Origin of the sequence: Methylobacterium sp. Leaf106, from assembly GCF_001422895.1 — a bacterium.
In the GTDB taxonomy this organism is placed as follows: domain Bacteria; phylum Pseudomonadota; class Alphaproteobacteria; order Rhizobiales; family Beijerinckiaceae; genus Methylobacterium; species Methylobacterium bullatum.
The window spans coordinates 310786-327307 of the sequence record NZ_LMNB01000033.1 but is presented as its reverse complement, the minus strand read 5'-3'; the positions used below and the strand labels follow the sequence as shown (position 1 = coordinate 327307).

Here is a 16522-nt window from a genome sequence, read left to right as displayed (position 1 = left end):
GGTGATTCAGTAGAAGACCGGGAACTGGTTCAGTGTCGGCCACAGGATGGGGTCGTGCCCCGGCACCACGCGGGCCTGCGCCCCCTCGGCGACGGCGCGCAGCTTGCCGACGGAACGCACCGCCTCCGTGACCGAAGTGACGGCACCGGGCAGCGCGCGGTCCTCCCAATGGTCCATGGTGTCGGCAGCATCGATGGCGAGCAGGGTGGCGCCGCGCGGCGTCCGCACCAGGAAGGATTGGTGCCCCACAGTGTGGCCGGGGGAGCGGATGCAGGTGATCGCCCCGTCGCCGTAAAGGTCGTGGAAATCCCCCCAGGAATCCTCCAGCAGGCGCCAATCGAGGTTCGGGCGGTCGAAATCGGCCCGCACGAAGGCGCCGGCGCAGAACCAGTCGGGGGCGAGGGCGTATTCGAGGGCCGCGCGCTGAACCACATGCCGGGCGTTCGGGAAGACGCCGATAGCGCCCGTGTGGTCGAGATGGAGATGAGAAAGAAGTACGGTGCGCACGTCCGACGGATCGAAGCCCGCCGCCCGCATCTGCGCGGCGCAATCCTGCCTGGGTGCGACGCGCGGCACGAACACCTCGGCGACGGAGCCCCAATGCCCGAACGGGTCGGTGGCACAGACAGCCGGAAAGCCGCCGTCGATCACCACATGCCCGCGCGGATGCGTGATGAGATACCAGGGCACCGGAATCTCGAACGGTTCGCCCAGGCCCTGGTTCAGGTAGATGTCCTGATACCGGCAGCGGAGTGTGCCGGTCTGAAAGAGATGAAGGCGGACCTCGGACATCGTTCCCCCCGAAGTTCCTGGTCGTATAATTTCTTCAAGCTTGAATCTTATGCAGATTGGCTCGAAGATCGGACGTCTGTCAAGATATGTTTCAAGCTTAAAGCTTGATCGCCATGCATCCGTCGCCTAGGCTCCCGAAAAGCGGCGGGCGAGCCCGCGTCGGGGGACAGGATCGATGGGCCAGATGACGGAGCAGGCAACAAAGGAGTCCCAGTCCCCTCAAGGAGCCCTGCCGCTTCTGCGCACTTTGACCCTCCCGTCGGAAGCGAACCTCAACGGCGGGGTGTTCGGCGGCTGGATCATGGCGGAACTCGACAAGGCGGCCGGGCTTCTCGGGATGCGGCGGGCGCGGGGGCCGTGCACGACGGTCGCGGTGGAGAATCTGCGCTTCGTCGCGGCTCTCAAGGTCGGCGAGGAATTCTCGATATACGGACAGGTCGAATCCGTCGGCCGCAGCTCGATGCGGCTCAGGCTCGACGGCTTTGCCGCCGATCCGTCCGGGGGGGAGCCACGCCGCGTGGTCGAGGCACTTTTCGTGGCCGTCGCGCTCGACGATGCGGGACGCTCGCGGCCGCTGGCGTGATGCGTCCGGGTCGTGCCTCAGGTGCCCCGGCGGCGTGATGGCTCGCGGGGCGCGATCCCGTCATGCGCGGAGCGTTTGAGGCGGGCCAGGCTTTCCGTCAGCGTCGTGAGTTCGGCCTCCGAGAGGCCGGCGAATAGCTCGTCGACCCAGCCGCTATGCGCCTCCGCCATGGTGCGGAAGGCAGCACGGCCCGCATGGGTCAGGCGGATGATCTGGACACGACGGTCGGTCGGCGAGGGTTGGCGGGTGATGTAGCCGTTGGCCAGCAGCTTCTCGACCACAGCCGTGACGTTACCGGCCGAGACCATCAGGAGCTTCGAGGCTTCGCCGAGCACCAGCCCGTCCTCGGCCTTGTCGAGCTGGGCCAGGAGATCGAAGCGCGGCAGAGTGAAGTCGAACTGCTCGCGCAGGCGCGAGCGAATCTCGTTCTCGATCAGCGTGGTGCAGGTGAGAAGGCGCAGCCACGCGCGCACGGCCGTACGCGCGTCCCGCCCCTCCGCCCCCGCCGAAACGCCGCCGTCTGCTGTCTCACCCAAAACCAGAACCCCGGCGCGATCACCGCCCCCGAGGGCATCAGCCCGATTTCCTCGCGCAACGCAAATACGGGCGGACGCGCCCCCGCTCACGATGTCTCGGCCGAGGGCCGTGCCCGCAACTCGGCTCGGGTCCTGGGACGCCCGCGCAGCTTGAGATCCTCCAGGTCCGCGCGGTCACGCACGGAATTGCGAAAGACCTGATCCTTGCCGGGGGCATATTGGGGTGGGCAGTGGATCTCCTCCGCGCCGTACCAGGCCGCCGCCCGCAGGGTGAAGCCCGGATCGGCGAGATGCGGACGCCCGAGGGCGACGATGTCCGCCCGGCTGGCCGCCAGGATGGTGTTGATCTGGTCCGGCGTCGTGATGTTGCCCACGCACATGGTCGCCGTGCCGGCCTCGTTGCGGATCCGCTCCGCGAAGGGTGTCTGGAACATCCGCCCGTAGAGGGGGCGCGAGGCGGTGACGGTTTGGCCGGTGGAGACGTCGACAAGGTCGACGCCGGCATCGCGGAAGGCGTTCGCGATCGCCACCGAGTCCTCGGGTGTCAGGCCGCCCTCGGCCCAGTCGGTCGCCGAGAGGCGGACAGACATGGGCTTGTGGAGGGGCCACGCCGCCCGCATCGCCGCGAACACCGCAAGGGGAAAGCGCAGCCGGTTCTCGAGGCTGCCGCCATAGGCGTCCGTACGGTGGTTCGTGAGCGGCGAGAGGAAGCTCGCCAGCAGGTAGCCGTGGGCGCAGTGCAGTTCCAGCATATCGAAGCCCGCCCGCTCGGCGCGGTGCGTGGCGGCGACGAAATCGGCGGTCACCGCCTCCATGTCGGCGCGGTCCATCTCCCGTGGCACGGTGCCGTCCGGGAAATAGGGAAGGCTCGAGGCCGACATCACCTCCCAGCCGCCCGTGTCGAGGGGGCGGTCGATGCCCTCCCACATGAGCCTGGTCGCACCTTTTCGCCCGGCATGGCCGAGCTGGAGACAGAATTTCGTCGCCGCGTTCGCGTGGACGAATCCGACGATGCGGGTCCAGGCCGCTTCCTGTTCGTCCGTGTAGAGCCCGGCGCAGCCCGGCGTGATGCGAGCCTCGCGCGAGACGCAGGTCATCTCGGTGAACATCAGGCCCGGGCCACCGATGGCCCGCGCGCCGTAATGGACGAGGTGGAAGTCGTTCGGAACGCCGTCCTTCGCCGAGTACAGGCACATGGGCGACATCGCGACCCGGTTGGGGATCACCATCTCGCGTAAGCGGAGGGGCTGGAACATCGGCGCGGCGGGCCTGTCGAGGGAGACGTCGAAGCCCGCCCGCCGCACGCCTTCGGCGAAGGTGCGATCCATCTTGGCGACGAAGTCGGGCGCGCGCAGGCGCAGGTTGTCGTAGGTGATCGCCTTCGCCCGCGTCATCGCCCCGAAGGCGAACTGCACCGGCTCGAAATTCAGGTAGCGCGCCACGTGCTCGAACCAGACGAGGGAGACGTCGGCCGCGTGCTGGATCTTCTCGACCGCCTCGCGCCGCCCGCTCTCGAAGCGGCCGAGGGCCGCGGAAACCTCCGGCTCGGCCACCAGGGCCTCGTAGAGCGCGATGGCGTCCTCCATGGCGAGCTTGGTGCCGGAGCCTATGGAGAAATGCGCCGTGGCCTTGGCATCGCCGAGCAGGACCCGGTTGCCGCGCACCCAGCGTGCGTTGCGGATCATCGGGAATTGCCGCCAGATCGAGCGGTTGGTGAGCAGCGGATGCTCACCCAGGAAATCGGCGAAGACGCGCTTCATGAAGGCGGCCGAGCCGGCCTCGTCGAGTCCCCCGAGCCCGGCGCGAGCGAAAGTCTCGGGGTCGGTCTCGAACACCCAGGTCGAGCGCCCGCGCTCATACTGATAGGCATGGGCGATGAACGGTCCCCACTCCGTCTCGCGGAACAGGAACGTGAAGGCGTCCAGCGGCTTGGTCGAACCCATCCAGACAAAGCGGTTCGGCCGCAGGTCCACCGTGGTGCCGAAATGCTCGGCGTGGCGCTGCCGGTAGGCGCTGTTGATGCCGTCGGCTACGACGACGAGGTCGTGATCGTCGAACGCCTCCGCGTCGGCCTCCGCCTGAAAGACCATCTCGACGCCGAGGGCGAGGGCGCGCTCCTGCAGGATACTCAGCAGGGTCGATCGCGCGCAGCCGCAGAAGCCGTTGCCGCCAATCCGGTGGACCTCGCCCTTCACGTGGATGGCGATGTCGTCCCAGTAGGCGAATTCCTGCGTAATCCGGGCGTAGCTTTCGGGGTCGTAGCGCTCGAAAATGTCGAGGGTGGCGTCCGAGAACACCACCCCGAATCCGAAGGTGTCGTCGGGCCGATTACGCTCGTAGACGGTGATCCGCGCGGCCGGGAACCGCTTCCGGACCAGGATGGACAGGTAGAGGCCTGCCGGACCCGCGCCGACGACGGCGATGCGCAGGGCCGTGGCCCGGCTCGGGCTCCCGTTCGCGGGCGATTCGCCCGGCCGGGCTTCCGGACCGACGGCATTGACCTTGGTGACCGCACCCATCGCATCCTCCCGGATCGCCCGGCCCAATCGCCGTTGGCCCGCAACATGCTTGAGGCTTAAAGCACCTTGCACCAAGGCGCAATATGCTTTAAGTCTCAAGCATTCCGGCGGACAACGCGGTCCGTCCGGCCCGATCCCGAACGCGAGGGCCTCACCGTGGATGCGCCGTCCGAACTCGCAAGGGGAATTGCCGCCCCTATCCTCGATACCTTCCCCCGCGACCATCTTCCGCCGCGCGACACCTGGCCCGACCTGCTCGTCGCGCTGCCGGACCTGCGTTACTCGCGCCGCCTGAACTGCGTGACGCAGTTCCTGGACCGTTGGATCGTCGAGGGGCGTGGCCATGCCCTCTGCCTGATCGGCGAGCATGAATCGCTCACCTATCGCCAGCTCTTCGAGCGCGTGAACCGCATCGCCAACGTGCTGGTGAACCGGCTCGGCCTCCAGCCCGGCAACCGCGTACTCCTGCGCTCGGGCAACACGCCGATGATGGTGGCGACCTACCTCGCCGTGCTGAAGGCGGGGGGCATCGTCGTCGCCACCATGCCGCTGCTGCGGGCGCGGGAGATCGCCTATCCGCTGAACAAGGCGCGGATCGCCATCGCTCTGTGCGATCGTCGCCTCGCGGATGACATGGAGGGTGCGCGCGCCCACGCGCCGGGCCTGGAACGGGTGGTCTACTGGGGCGGCGGGTCCAACTCCCTCGAGGCACTGATGAGCGCCGAGAGTCCGTCCTTCACCGCCGTCGACACCGCGGCGGACGAGGTCTGCCTCATCGCCTTCACGTCCGGGACCACGGGGGAACCGAAGGGAGCGATGCACTTCCACCGCGACATGCTCGCGATCTGTGACACCTACGCCCGGCACGTGGTCCGGGCCGGGCCGGACGATCGCTTCATCGGTTCAGCGCCCTTCGCCTTCACCTTCGGCCTCGCCATCATCCTGTTCCCGATGCGTGTCGGCGCCTCTGCCGTCGTTCTGGAGAAGGCCGCTCCCGAGGATCTGGCCCTGGCGATCGGACGTGAACGGGCCACGATCTGCTTCACTGCGCCGACCGCGTATCGGGCAATGCTGGCCAAGCGCACGGCCTACGATCTCTCATCCCTGCGCCGCTGCATTTCGGCGGGGGAATCCCTCAACCGGGCAACCTTCGACGCCTGGAAGTCCGCGACCGGCCTGACGCTCCTCGACGGCATCGGCGGCACCGAAATGCTGCACATCTATCTCGCTTCTCCGGAGGAAGAGGTGCGCCCCGGCGCCACAGGACGGCCGGTGCCGGGCTACGAGGCCCGTGTGGTCGACGAGCAGGGTCACGAGGTGGCACCGGGGACGATCGGGCGTCTCGCCGTGCGCGGTCCGACCGGCTGCCGCTACCTCGCCGATCCGCGCCAGACCACCTATGTCGTCGACGGCTGGAACTATCCGGGCGACAGCTACCTCATGGATGAGGACGGTTACTTCTGGTATCAGGCCCGCTGCGACGACATGATCGTCGCCTCCGGCTACAACATTTCCGGGCCGGAAGTGGAGGCCGCCCTCCTGCGCCATCCGGATGTGCTCGAATGCGGCGTCGTCGGTGCGCCCGATCCCGAGCGCGGGACCATCGTCAAGGCCTACGTGGTCCTCGCCCCCGGCGCGACGGTGCACGCAAAGACGCTCCAAGATTTCGTCAAGGCCGAGATCGCGCCCTACAAGTATCCACGCGCCATCGACTACGTTGCTAGCCTGCCCAAGACGGCCTCCGGCAAGATCCAACGTTTCGAGCTGCGTCGGCTCGCCGCCGAGCAGGCCGCCGCGGGGGCGTCGGTCGCGGTGCCGGCATGAGCGCGGCGGGCCGCGCGCCGGCGCCGGTTCTGGCGCATCAGGAAGGGCTCTTCAGCGTGCCCGTGCGCGTGCGCTTCTCGCATTGCGACCCGGCCGGCATCGTGTACTTCCCGCGCTGGTTCGACCTGCTGAACGGTGTGGTGGAAGACTGGTTCACGGACGGGCTCGGCCTGGATTACCGGGGCTTCCACGAGGAGCGGGGCATCGGCCTCGGCTACGGACACGCCGCGGCGGATTTTCTTAGGCCTGGTTTCTGGAACGACCGCCTGGATGTTTTTCTCCGCGTCGCACGGATCGGCGGCGCCTCGCTGGAGCTCGCCCTGACGGCGTTTCGCGACGTAGAGCCCGTGCTCGCCGCCCGCCTCGTCATCGTCACCACCGCTCTCGCGGAGCGCCGCGCGATCCCCCTTCCCACCGATCTGCGCGTGGCGGCCGAGCGCTACCGCGACGCCCAGCCACAGAACCACGCATCCGGAGACAGCCCGTGAGCACCATGATCGAGACCCCGCGCCGGAGCGCCGCCTTCCTGCAGCCCACCAGTTGGCCCGCGCCGCGCGGATACGCCAACGGCATGGCCGCCTCCGGCCGGCTCGTCGTCACCGGCGGCATCGTGGGCTGGGACGAGACCGAGCGCTTCCCCGATGGGCTCGTCGCCCAGGTCGATCAGGCCCTCCGAAACATCCGGGCGATCCTGGCGGAAGCGGGCGCCGAGCCGCACCACCTCGTGCGGCTGACGTGGTACGTCACGGACATGGACGCCTATCTCGAAGCCCGGCGCGACCTTGGCGGCATCTACCGTGACGTGTTCGGCCAGCATTTCCCCGCCATGGCCCTGGTACAGGTCGTACGCCTCGTCGAGCCGCCGGCCCTGGTCGAGATCGAGGCCACCGCCGTGATTCCGGAGTAAGCCGATGACGCCGGCCGAACGCGACAGGCTGGATCGCGAATACAATGCACGACTGAGCGTTCCGAGCTTCGAGGTAGAGTACGCGCGCTACGTTGCGGCGAGCGCCGAGGTCGTCGATCGGTTGGAGCGAGTGGCGGGCCTCGTCTACGATCCGGCCTCGGGCGAGACCCTCGATCTCTACCCGGCGGGTCCGGGAAGCCCGCTCTTCCTCTGGATTCACGGCGGCTATTGGCGCGCTTTGTCGAAGGACGACAACGCTTTTCCGGCCCTTGGCCTCGTGCCGAACGGTGTCTCGGTGGCGGTGATGAATTATTCGCTCGCCCCCGCTGTCGACCTCGACGAGATCGTGCGCCAGACCCGCGCGGCGCTGGCCTGGCTCCACGCCAACGCCGCCACCTACGACATCACGGGCCGCCGCATTCATGTGGGAGGCTCCTCGGCCGGCGGTCATCTCGGCGGCATGCTGCTGGCGGATGGCTGGCACCACGCCTTCGGCGTTCCGGAGTATACGATCGCGTCCGCCCTGCTTCTCTCGGGCCTGATGGACCTCGAGCCCCTCATCGACACCCACATCAACGCGTGGATGAAGCTCGACACGGTGTCCGCCCGTCGCAACAGCCCTTTGCACCGGATCCCCCAGCGGTCACAGGCGCATCTGCTGGCCTCGGTCGGCGGCTTGGAAAGCGACGCCTTCAAGGCACAGACCGGGGATTTCGCTCACGCCTGGACCGAGGCCGGCCATGCCGGACACCAGATCGAGATGCCCGGCTACCATCACTTCGACATCGCCTTGAGCCTGCGCGAGCCGGCCGGTCCGCTCGCCCGGGCCGTGTCGGCACAGTGCTGACACGACCGCCGGCCGATCGCCGCGTCGGCGCTGCACGTTCGGATGCTCTTTGCGGCGCAGCGCACCCAACATCGTTCGAAATCCATGAAACCAGAAACCCCGCCCGACGAAGGCAGGGTTTTTCGTATTCGGGTAGGCTGATGGGTCAGTCGAACCTGAGGCGGCCAATGCTCAGGACGTCGGCAAACCGCCCGTTCATTGTGCAGGCCCAGCGGTTTATTCTTTGGGAATACCTTGCCCCGGACAGATTGCTTCCTCGAACGGACAAATATTGGCGCTTGCAAGATATTGCTGCGCGATCTGGATAGGTGGGACGTGTTCAGGATAGCTCGGCGCACAGTCTGACGTGAGATTTTCTCCATGAAAGCACGCCCCGTCTGGGACGTCCGTGGAGGAAGGTTCAAACCATGGTCACGCAACGCACCGTCTGCGTCATCGGCTCGGGCATCAGCGGGCTCGCCGCCGCCAAGGCGTTCCAAGAGCGCGGCCACCGCGTGACGGTGCTGGAACGCGGCCCCGAACTGGGGGGCGTGTGGGAGCCGTCACGCTCCTATCCGGACGTAAAGACCCAGACCCCCAAGGGGATCTACGCCTTCAGCCAGATGTCGATGCCGGCCGATTATCCCGAATGGCCGTCCGGCGGCCAGGTCTTCGCCTACCTGCGCGCCTATGCCGAACGCTTCGGCCTCCTCTCCCTGATCCGCTTCGGCCAATCGGTGACCGCCCTGACGAAGCGGACGGATCGCGGATGGGACGTGGCGACGACGGGCGCCGACGGCGTGGTGCGGACAGAGCGTTACGACTTCGTCGCCCTCTGCACCGGGCAGTTCAGCCAGAAGAACACGCCGGTCCATCCCGGCGCCGACGCGTTCCGGGCAGCGGGAGGGACGATCTTGCATTCGAGCGAGCACACGGACGCCGAATCGGTGCGGGGCAAGCGAGTCATCGTACTCGGGTTCTCGAAATCGGCGACCGACGTGGCCGTGAGCGCGGTGAAGCACGGCGCCGAGGCGGTGACGCTCGTCTTCTTGGAGCCGGCCTGGAAGATCCCGTATTTCTTCGGCGGCCTGGTGAATTTCAAGAACATCCTCTATTGCCGCGCCGCGGAGTCGATGTTCCTACCCTTCAATGCCGGCCCCGTACGACGCTTCGTCCAGAAGCTCGCCACCCCGCTGATCTGGGCGAACTGGCGCGCCCTGGAGGCGCTCCTGAAGGTTCAGTTCAAGCTCGGCAAGAACGGCCTCCTGCCCGGGACGCGGATCGAGGACGACATCCATTGCAACCTCGCGGTCGAGACGCCGGGCTTTTATAAGCTCGTCACGGACGGCAAGATCACGGCGATCCAGGGCACCATCACCGCCTATGACGGGGCGAACGCCGTGCTCACCGGGGGGCAGCGCCTGCCGGCCGACCTCGTGGTCATGGCCACCGGCTGGCGCCAGGAGATTCCGATCCTGAACGACTCCGACCGTGCCAAGCTCGTGGCCGAGGACGGACAGTACAAGCTCTACCGGATGATCGTGAACCCGGATCTGGCGGATCTCGGTTTCGTCGGCTTCAACTCCAGCTTCGCGACGAACCTCTCGGCCGAACTCGGAGCCAACTGGCTCGTGCGATTCATGGATGGACGACTCGCGCGGCAGCCAAGTCGCGCGCAGATGGAGACGGGGATCGCGCGGTCGCTTGCGTGGCGCCGCACCGAACGTCTCTCCGCCAGGACCTATGGTGGCCTGTGCATCGCCCCCTACCACAATCACCACTTCTCCGGGCTGCTCGCCGATATCGGCGTCCGCACTCGGGAGGCGAACCCGATCACCGCCGCGTTCGCGCCCTTGCGGCCCCCCGTCTACGCGAAGCTGCTCGCGCAGGCTCCGGCCTATCAGGCGACGCCCGCCGCCGAACCGGCCAACCTCACGGTCGTCGAGGCGTCGCACGCCGCCTGAACCGGACTCGCAAGAGCGAAGTCCAGCGCTCCCCGCCGACCGCTCTCCGCGTCGGTGGGGAGCGCGCCGGTGTCGAAGAACGCCCACCGGTTCGTGTTTCGACACAAGCCCCAGGGCGCTCCGCCCGCGGATCGGCCGGGATCAGCGATGCCGTTTGCGCAGGGTCCGGGACGGGACTTCGCCGAAGCGGGCCCGGTAGGCGGCGGCGGCGCGTCCGAGATGATTGAGGCCGACGGAGAGCGCAAGATCGCCGACCTTGACCTCCGGGCCGGAGGTGAGGATCAGGGTCCGCCAGCGGTCCAGGCGCTGCGCCATGATGAAATCCGAGATCGTACTGTCCCGGAATTGCCGGAACCCCTCCTGCAGTGAGCGAATACTGCTGCCGGCCTTATCGGAGATCTGCGGCAGGGTCAGTGCGGCGTCGAGATGGGCGCGAATATAGTCTTCGGCCCTGCGAACATGGACGGGCGCCACGGATGCACGCTGCGGTCGCAGGAGGACGCCTCCCTGTTCGGCATGTTCGAGCATGTGCCCGACGAGCAGCGTGACGAAGCCTGAGGCCAGTTCGCGCTCGAACACGTCGGTGCCGGCAACGCCCCCCTGCACCCGGCTCTCGGCGAGATGCAGCAGCAGCTTGGCTTGCGACAGGATCGCCGAACCGCGCGGGAGCCCAAGGTCAATGCCCGGATCGAAGCCGAAGAGCTTCGGAATCCGGTCGAGAACCCGGACCACGTGCTCCTCCAGAAGCTCGCGCGGGACGAGGATGATCAGTTTCTCGCACCCGGCCTCCCATACCATCTGGGTCGGCATCACCGGCGAGAGCAGGGTCGCCCGCTCGGTGTTGGCGATGGTGGTGTAGCGTCCGTTCCGAACCACCGCCGATCCGGCGAGGGGGATCTGCACCAGGAAGAACCGGTCCAGACAACCGGGATCGATCTCCACCCCGGCGCCGTAGGCGACGTAATTGATGGTCAGCCCACCGAACGCCACGGTGTGGTGCCGCGCGTCGAACAGGGCTGCGGCGCCTACCGGAACGAGACTGTGCGGACAGAAGAGGCGCCCGATCCGCTCGCGCGCTTCGTCGGCATCCCGGGTTTCGACGCGGGCGTATTGCGCCAGGGGACGGGCGTCGTACGGCCGCTTCGGTGGCGCGTGTGATGGGTCTTCGTCCATGGCCTCGTCTTTCGCTCAGGCCTGTCTGCGGACGGTGCCTGTTGCAGCAAAACCAGCACAAGGTGCGCCAAACCGAAATTCACGCTTTCCTGCGCGATCTGGATAAGGTCGACGCTAATTGGATAGCCCAGTCTGGATCCAAATATCAGTATTAATTGATTCGAACGTTCGGGTTTTACAATAAGTCTGCTGAATTATTCATCATAGTGAGTATATCATGAGCGATATCGGACCGCTACCGGCGGGCATCACGAGATCCGGCGAGGGCGTCGATGGAACAGTGTGGAATATCCTGGGGCACACCTATTGGTTCAAGGCTAATTGCGACAGCGCGTTCTCATTCGAGACCTACGATCCGCCGGGAACGTTCGTTCCTCCGCATATCCACCCGACGCAGGACGAGTTCCTTTACGTCCTGGAGGGAACGTTCGATCTCTACTTGGATGGACAATGGCTGCAGGCCAAGTCCGGCGACCTCGTCTGCATGCCCAAGGGTAAGCCGCATGCGTATTACAACCGAACCGACACCCCCAACCGCGCGATTTTCTGGGTCAGCCCTGGCCGGAAGCTGAAGGAGTTGTTCGGCCTCCTGCACGACCTGACCGATCCGGAGGAGGTCGTGCGCCGCTCCGCCATCTGCGAGGTGGATTTTTTGCCGCCGGGCTCCGTTCCGGGCGCCTGAACCCGAATCGGTGCAGCAAGACCGAACAATCGGATCCCACACATCAACGACACCGCGTTTGGGCGCCGAGCCCGACCGCCGAATGACTCGCGACGCATCCGGAACTGACGGGACAATCATGACGAACCAAATGGTCGAGCGGCCGAAACGGATTCGGACACGCACGAAGAAAAGCGCCGCCGGCCGGGCACGCCTCGTGCGGCACGCGGCACTCGCCCTGGCGACGCTCGCCGGCCTCTCGGGACCAGCGACGGCCTACGACCTGCCGAGCCTGAACCTCGGCTTCTCGAGCTTCCTCGACGGCGCGCCGCCAGCGGGGCCCGGCTGGTACCCGACCCAGTACCTGCAAGTCTATTCGGCCGGGCGCCTGACCGACAATCGCGGCCGCAGCCTTGGCCTTCCGCGTCAGGACATCAGCGTGTTCGCGAGCCTGACGCAGCTCCTCTACATCTCGCCCGTCAAGATCGGCTCCGGCGCCCTCGGCTTCGACATCATCATCCCGGCGATCATCTCCTCGAGTGCGGATGACGGCCTGGGCGGCGCGGCCCTAAAGGCTCAGCAGGGTATCGGCGACCTTCTGATCGGACCGTTCATCCAGTTCGATCCGATCATGGGGGAAAAAGGGCCGTTGTTCTTCGGTCGCATTGAGGCGCAGATGATCCTGCCCACCGGCCGTTACGACGCGGCTGCGGCGGTCAATCCCGGATCGAACTTCTTCTCGTTCAATCCCAACGTTGCCGGCACCCTGTTCCTGACGCCGGACTGGACCGTCTCGGTTCGTCTCCACTACCTTTGGAACGCCAGCAACGACCGCCCGAATGTCGGGTTCGGCCCGGCCGTCCTCTCGACCCAGGCTGGACAGGCACTGCATGCGAACTTCGCCAGCGAAGTCAGCGTGACGAAGGAGTTGAAGCTCGGCGTCAACGGTTATTGGCTGCAGCAGATCACTGACACGCTCGCGAACGGCGTCGCCGTTCCCGGCCGACGCGAACGCGTCTTCGCCCTTGGTCCGGGAGCATTGTGGGCGCTGAAGAAGGAAAATTTCTTCTTCTTCAACGCTTATCAAGAGTTTGGCGCGGAGAACCGCCCGGAAGGCCAGCGTTATGTCATGCGCTGGGTCGGACACTTCAATTAGCCGTGTCTCGTCATGTCAGGAGATCGGCGCTCTTAGCAAACGTGGGGCCGTCGCCGGTACGTCGAAGGCGGCGTCCTCGCGCGGGGTCGGCATGGCCCACGACCTCGGTGCCTAGACGACGAAGCTCAACGCTAAGGCGGGGGGATCTTCATGGGAACGTCAACGCTTTTGCCGAACGTCTCAGACGCGCTCGACCAATTGACGCAAATTGCCCATTCCTGCTCCGCTTAGGCCAGCGTAGAGGAGCTTTCGCGAGAAAGGCTTGATTCGCTCGCCTGCAACCGATTCGATTGAGGGAAATATGAAAACTTTTTTTGTTCAAATAAAATGCGAGATCGGAAAGACATACGAGATTTCTGAAAATCTATTGTCTCTCAACATAGCATCGGAAATTTACTCGACCGCCGGAAAATTCGACATCATGGCAAAATTTCATGTTGATAATGAAGTCGACATTGGGTTGTTCGTCAACGACTTCCTCGGCAGACTGCCGGGCGTAAGAGATTCTGAGACGATCATTGGATTCAAGGCTTTTATTTAAGGCTCTTGCTTGCCTAGGTTCGCAAGGCAAGCATCTCCCAATGGAAGCTCGGCATCTGCCTCCTGTCCGTGCCCTACTGAGAGTTGCGGGAGATTTCGCAGGAAGGCTGAGATATGGTCACTTGGGTGGTCGGGTGATCGAGAGGCCTCGCCGGGGCGAAGGCGAGCGGCACGAACACGCCCTGAGCCGTGGCGGCCCTCTCGGCGAAGAATTACCGACAAAGCCCTTCCCACTCCTGAACAACCGCTCCTGCGGCGGGCCGGCGGCAAGGCTGTGGTGGGTATCATCGCTGATCTAGAGCACATGCATGCCCATCAGCCCGGCGACGCGCTCGGCCTCGGCCTTGTCCCTAGCGGCAAACCGCGAAGCGTGGGGGCGGTGGCGTTGGTCGCGGCCGAATGGGATCAAGCCTGGCGGTAGGGCGGTGGCTATGCTGATTACGGTGGCCATCGTCATGAATGGGCTCCAGCGTCGATAAAGGCGGCCCGGGGGCCGCCTTGCGTTGAGTGTGAGGGGGAGGATGCAGCCGATTGGGCTCGGGCGGCGGTAGTGATCGCAACGGCAGGCTCATCGAGGGCATCCGTTCAGCTGCAAACAGGCCGCAGCGACCCTCACCTCATAAGATTATAGTCTCAGTTTCAAACTTGGGCTGACTTATGACTTGCGCTAAGTTGTAGGCGAGAATGGCTCAGCCCGCCCGCTTGATCTTAAAGGAGTCGATGTACTCCTTCGGCTTGGCCGGATCGAAGGTCTTACCCATGACCACGAAGGTCTTCGTAGTGCCCTCCGGAGGCGTGAGGCCCGCCTCCCGCATCAGGCGCATGGCGTCGGTGGCTAGGTAGACCTGCTTCGCGATGGCCGCGTAGTTGACGTCGCCCTTGATCTGACCCCAGCGCTGCATCTGGGTCAGCGTCCAGACCGCGAAGCTCTCGTACGGGAAGGGATCGAAGGCGACGCGCTTCGGATCCTTCTTCACGCCGCCGAGCCCATCCGCATAGGTACCGGTGAGGACCTGCTCGATGACGGTCTGAGGCTGGTTCAGGTAATTCGCCGGAGCGATGGCGGCAGCGATGTCCTTGCGGTTCTCGGGCTTGGACGCGTGCGCCGTCGCTTCCATGATGGCCCGCAGCAACGCCGCCGTCGTGTTCGGCATCTGCTGGATCGTGTCCTGCGCGATCGAAAAGGCGCAGCAGGGATGCCCGTCCCAGATCTCCTTCGACAGGATATGGATGAAGCCGACGCCGTCATAGACCGCGCGCTGGACCACGTTGTCGGGGGCCAGGAACCCGTCGATATTGTCGGCCCGCAGGTTGGCGACCATGTCGGGCGGCGGCACCGAACGCAGCTGCACATCCGCGTCGGGATCGATGCCGTGCTCGGCCAGATAGTAGCGCAGCAGGTAATTGTGGTTCGAGTAGTCGAACGGAATGGCGAACTTCATGCCTTTCCAGTTCTTCGGGTCGCGGTTGTCCCTGTGCTTCATCGCCAGGCAGATCGCCTGGCCGTTGACGTTCTCGATGGCCGGCACCGCGAAGGGCACCGCGGCCGAGCCAAGCCCCAGGCTGATCGCGATGGGCATCGGCGCCAGCATGTGGGCGGCGTCGTATTCCTTGTTCAGGGTCTTGTCGCGGATCACCGCCCAGCCTGCGGTCTTGACCACATCGACGTTCAAGCCCTGCTTCTCATAGAAGCCCATGGGTTTCGCCATGATGATCGGCGTGGCGCAGGTGATCGGGATGAAACCCACCTTGAGGTCGGTCTTCTCCGGCTTGCCGGCATTCGCGAAGGCTTCGGCCACGAACCGCGTCGGCAGGAGCTGGCTGATCGCCGCCGCGGCGGTGGCGGCGCCGACGCTTCGGAGGAAGGCGCGGCGCTCGGCTTCCCGGGGGAACACGGCACGCATCATCGACGCCTCGACGACCCGCTGGACAGCGGCGTCGCCCGTCGGGAGCGCCGCCTCGTGCTCGGCCTGGCTCACATGCACCCCGCAGTTGCAGCCACGGCGGCTCAGGCGGGGTCGTGAACCGGAAGACTTATCGAACAGGGCCATCGCGGACTCCGGTGATGATCGTTTAGAAAAATGGCAGCAAGAACTGAGCCGGCAGGTCTGTTTTGGGAGAGCGGCCGAAGGCCAGTACTCGTTCGGATCTCAGGCCGGATCGTCTTCATTCGCGGTGTCGGCCGGTGGCGAACACCCACGTTGCGCTCGGATCTACCGCATCAGCATCACCAGCCCCGCGCCTCCGATGATGGCGGCCAGCACCGTGTCCAGCGCGCCCTTGCGGGCGATACAGACGGAACGAAGACGAAGGCCGATGAGGCCGCCTCCCGCTCCCCCGGCCACGAAAGCCAGGACGAGGGCCCAATCCACGAGGTGGGACAGCGCGTAGCTCAGCCCGGTCGTCACCCCGAAGGCCGTGATGACCACGAGGGAACAGCCGACGGCACTCACCAGCGGCATCCCGGTGGCGGCGACGAGTCCGGGGACGATGAGGAAGCCGCCGCCTATGCCGAAGAAGCCCGACAGCAGGCCCGTGGCGCTTCCGTAGCCGACGAGTTTGGGCACGCTCTCCCGAGTGACCTCCAACGGCGCGGCGGCCGGTGCGAACCGCCGCTTCAACATCAGGCCCGCCGCCGCGAGCATCACCAGCGCGAACAAGAACTGCAGGCGGTGCCCGTCGAACTGCTTGCTCAGATCCGCGCCCAGCAATGCGGCGAGGATGCCGGCCGCCCCGAACAATCCCGCCGCTCTCCACGGGACCCGCGCGACCCGAAGATGGCCGACGAGGTTGACGAGAGAACAGGCGGCGACGGCGAAAGCGCCCGTTCCCACCGCCACATGGGTGTTGCGCAACCCCACCACGTGGATGAGCATCGGGAGGGCGAGGATTGAGCCGCCGCCGCCGACCAGCCCGAGGAGGAGCCCGACCAGCGAACCGGAACTCGCGCCGAGAGCGTATTGCACGGGTTCGAGCGTCAACACCCGCTCCCCTCGATCGGCCGGATCGGGCGCTGCGGGAAGACCCGCGCCGGGGACGGT

15 protein-coding genes are annotated in these 16522 nt (G+C 65.9%); 9 read left to right on the top strand and 6 right to left on the bottom strand.

The features are described 5' to 3' along the window. Positions 1-6: 6 nt before the first annotated feature. Positions 7-792, bottom strand: coding sequence for an AttM family quorum-quenching N-acyl homoserine lactonase (gene attM / locus ASF34_RS19085; protein ID WP_056163524.1), 786 nt, complete (start codon positions 790-792; stop codon positions 7-9). A gap of 184 nt (positions 793-976) precedes the next feature. Here attM and ASF34_RS19080 point away from each other — a divergent pair, with 184 nt between their 5' ends. Then, entirely contained in the window at positions 977-1375 is a 399-nt protein-coding gene (locus tag ASF34_RS19080) for an acyl-CoA thioesterase (protein WP_043764673.1), read from the top strand. Positions 1376-1392: 17 nt separating this feature from the next. On the opposite strand, the gene ASF34_RS19075 is transcribed toward ASF34_RS19080, so the two are convergent. Beyond that, the gene (locus tag ASF34_RS19075; RefSeq protein ID WP_200913332.1) at positions 1393-1911 is read right to left on the bottom strand and encodes a MarR family transcriptional regulator; all 519 of its coding nucleotides are present in this window, start codon (positions 1909-1911) and stop codon (positions 1393-1395) included. Between the two features lie 86 nt (positions 1912-1997). Continuing rightward, positions 1998-4340 carry a bifunctional salicylyl-CoA 5-hydroxylase/oxidoreductase gene (locus ASF34_RS19070; RefSeq protein WP_056163740.1) on the bottom strand — a complete coding sequence of 781 codons (2343 nt, stop codon included), beginning with the start codon at positions 4338-4340 and terminating at the stop codon, positions 1998-2000. A 246-nt stretch (positions 4341-4586) separates the two neighbouring features. On the opposite strand from ASF34_RS19070, the gene ASF34_RS19065 reads away from it, so the two are divergent. The 5 genes from ASF34_RS19065 (at position 4587) to ASF34_RS19045 (ending at position 9951) form a co-directional block, all read left to right on the top strand. Continuing rightward, on the top strand, positions 4587-6254 hold the full coding sequence (locus ASF34_RS19065) for a benzoate-CoA ligase family protein (RefSeq protein ID WP_056163521.1): 1668 nt from the start codon (positions 4587-4589) through the stop codon (positions 6252-6254). After that, entirely contained in the window at positions 6251-6742 is a 492-nt protein-coding gene (locus tag ASF34_RS19060; protein WP_082494233.1) for an acyl-CoA thioesterase, read from the top strand. The genes ASF34_RS19065 and ASF34_RS19060 overlap by 4 nt, the downstream gene beginning before the upstream one ends. Positions 6743-6747: 5 nt before the next feature. Then, positions 6748-7161 carry a RidA family protein gene (locus tag ASF34_RS19055; RefSeq protein ID WP_056163738.1) on the top strand — a complete coding sequence of 138 codons (414 nt, stop codon included), beginning with the start codon at positions 6748-6750 and terminating at the stop codon, positions 7159-7161. A gap of 4 nt (positions 7162-7165) precedes the next feature. Then, complete coding sequence (locus ASF34_RS19050; RefSeq protein ID WP_056163518.1) at positions 7166-8008, top strand: alpha/beta hydrolase; 843 nt, start codon at positions 7166-7168, stop codon at positions 8006-8008. Positions 8009-8415: 407 nt separating this feature from the next. Continuing rightward, a complete protein-coding gene (locus tag ASF34_RS19045; RefSeq protein ID WP_056163514.1) occupies positions 8416-9951 on the top strand; it encodes a flavin-containing monooxygenase in 1536 nt (511 codons plus the stop codon). Positions 9952-10092: 141 nt separating this feature from the next. Here ASF34_RS19045 and ASF34_RS19040 read toward each other — a convergent pair whose 3' ends face one another. Continuing rightward, positions 10093-11124, bottom strand: a complete 1032-nt coding sequence (locus tag ASF34_RS19040) for a helix-turn-helix domain-containing protein (protein ID WP_056163512.1) — start codon at positions 11122-11124, stop codon at positions 10093-10095. Positions 11125-11341: 217 nt separating this feature from the next. On the opposite strand from ASF34_RS19040, the gene ASF34_RS19035 reads away from it, so the two are divergent. From ASF34_RS19035 to ASF34_RS19025, 3 genes are all read left to right on the top strand, one after another. Continuing rightward, positions 11342-11806 (top strand): cupin domain-containing protein, encoded by a 465-nt coding sequence (locus ASF34_RS19035; RefSeq protein WP_018044001.1) that lies wholly within the window; start codon positions 11342-11344, stop codon positions 11804-11806. A gap of 130 nt (positions 11807-11936) precedes the next feature. Further along, complete coding sequence (locus tag ASF34_RS19030; RefSeq protein WP_056163509.1) at positions 11937-12941, top strand: SphA family protein; 1005 nt, start codon at positions 11937-11939, stop codon at positions 12939-12941. 301 nt (positions 12942-13242) lie between these two features. Further along, positions 13243-13482, top strand: a complete 240-nt coding sequence (locus ASF34_RS19025; RefSeq protein WP_026175967.1) for an Lrp/AsnC ligand binding domain-containing protein — start codon at positions 13243-13245, stop codon at positions 13480-13482. 688 nt (positions 13483-14170) lie between these two features. Here the strand turns inward: ASF34_RS19025 and ASF34_RS19015 are convergent. Together ASF34_RS19015 and ASF34_RS19010 are read right to left on the bottom strand one after the other, a co-directional pair. Then, on the bottom strand, positions 14171-15532 hold the full coding sequence (locus tag ASF34_RS19015; RefSeq protein WP_018043997.1) for a CmpA/NrtA family ABC transporter substrate-binding protein: 1362 nt from the start codon (positions 15530-15532) through the stop codon (positions 14171-14173). Positions 15533-15694: 162 nt separating this feature from the next. Then, positions 15695-16462 carry a sulfite exporter TauE/SafE family protein gene (locus ASF34_RS19010; protein ID WP_018043996.1) on the bottom strand — a complete coding sequence of 256 codons (768 nt, stop codon included), beginning with the start codon at positions 16460-16462 and terminating at the stop codon, positions 15695-15697. Between the last annotated feature and the right edge of the window lie 60 nt (positions 16463-16522).